Source organism: Klebsiella sp. EMBS2024 (assembly GCF_036233805.1).
GTDB classification, from domain to species: Bacteria; Pseudomonadota; Gammaproteobacteria; order Enterobacterales; family Enterobacteriaceae; genus Klebsiella; species Klebsiella pneumoniae.
Genome location: NZ_JAZARW010000001.1, coordinates 2925545 through 2926896 on the forward strand (window position 1 = coordinate 2925545; position 1352 = coordinate 2926896).

Here is a 1352-nt window from a genome sequence, read left to right on the forward strand (position 1 = left end):
CGTGGAGCCAGGGGAACGTATTGAAGAGGCGCTGCGGCGGGAAATACGCGAAGAGCTCGGCGAAAAACTCATCCTTACCCATATCGCGCCATGGTGCTTTCGCGACGATACCCGCGTCAAAACCTACCCCGACGGGCATCAGGAAACGATCTACATGATCTATCTCATCTTCGACTGCGTGAGCGCCAATCGCGATGTGACGATCAACGAGGAGTTTGACAATTACGCCTGGGTCAAAGCCGAAGATCTCAAAAACTACGATCTTAATGCCGCCACCCGCGTTACTCTCAGCCTGAAAGGGCTACTTTAGTCCAGCATACCGCGTTCAACCCACCCGGCGTTATGCCGCGGGATAATGCGGGTGGCTACGATACGGTCGCATGCGTCTGCTGCCTGACCCACTCGCACAGCGCCCGGCGCGAAATCTTAATCCCGCCGTTTTTTAACGTTTCCGGCAACCGCAGCCAACGCACCGGCTGCTGAAAACGCGCTAACCGCTCAGCGCTCCATGCCGCCAGCGCGCTCAACTCGCAGCCGTCATCGCATTCCACCACCGCTACCGGGCGCTGGCCGTATTCCGCATCATCCAGCGGCACGATAAACACCTGCTGCACCTGTGGATGGGCGAGTATCACACGCTCGACCTCTTCCGGTTGAATACCTTCTCCACCGCTAAAAAAGAGGTTATCCAGTCGCCCAACAACCGTCAGCCGACCGTTATGCAATGCTCCGCGATCGCGCGTCGCAAACCAGCCTTCATTGTTGGTTAATGACAGCAATTGACCATCCCGCCAGTAGCCTGCGGCCATACTCGACGCCCGCAGCCAGATCTCGCCGGCGACAATTTTCACCTCTCGCCCCGGCAGCGCTTCGCCAACATCCGCAGCGCCGTCGGCCTCTTTGGCACACACGGTGGAGGCGAATTCGGTGAGGCCATAGCCGCAGAAGCTGCGTATGCCCTGCTTTCGCGCCCGTTCAGTCAATTCGACCGGGATCGACGCGCCGCCGAGCAGCACCGCCTTGAGGGAAACCGCAGCATCATCATTCAGCAGGCGCCATAGCTGAGTCGGCACCAGCGAAGCATGGGTACAGCCGTGCAGCATCTGCGCCAGCGGCTGTTTGTCACGTACCGTGAGTCGCGCGCCGGCCAGCAGCCAGCGCCAGACGATCCCCTGACCGGAGACATGGAACAACGGCAGCGACAGCAGCCAGTCATCTCCTGCGGCAAACGGCATCAGCGCCAGCACGCCAGCCGCGCTGGCCAGATGGGCGTTGGCGCTATGTACCGCCGCTTTCGGCAGGCCGGTTGAACCGGAGGTCAACGTCATCGACACCAACCGATCGCCATGCCA

Annotated in this window: 2 protein-coding genes (1 of these 2 cut by a window edge); one reads left to right on the forward strand and one right to left on the reverse strand. The window is 60.4% G+C overall.

Annotation, left to right across the window (positions count from 1 at the left end; translation table 11 throughout):
* On the forward strand, positions 1-310 hold the 3' portion of the coding sequence (gene nudI, locus VZP09_RS13425; RefSeq protein ID WP_328795211.1) for a nucleoside triphosphatase NudI. 113 nt of this gene lie to the left of the window's left edge; only the last 310 of its 423 coding nucleotides appear in the window; its start codon lies beyond the left edge, outside the window; the stop codon is at positions 308-310.
* A gap of 55 nt (positions 311-365) precedes the next feature.
* On the opposite strand, the gene menE is transcribed toward nudI, so the two are convergent.
* A partial coding sequence (menE, locus tag VZP09_RS13430; protein ID WP_276408218.1) for an o-succinylbenzoate--CoA ligase occupies positions 366-1352 on the reverse strand: 987 nt, incomplete at its 5' end.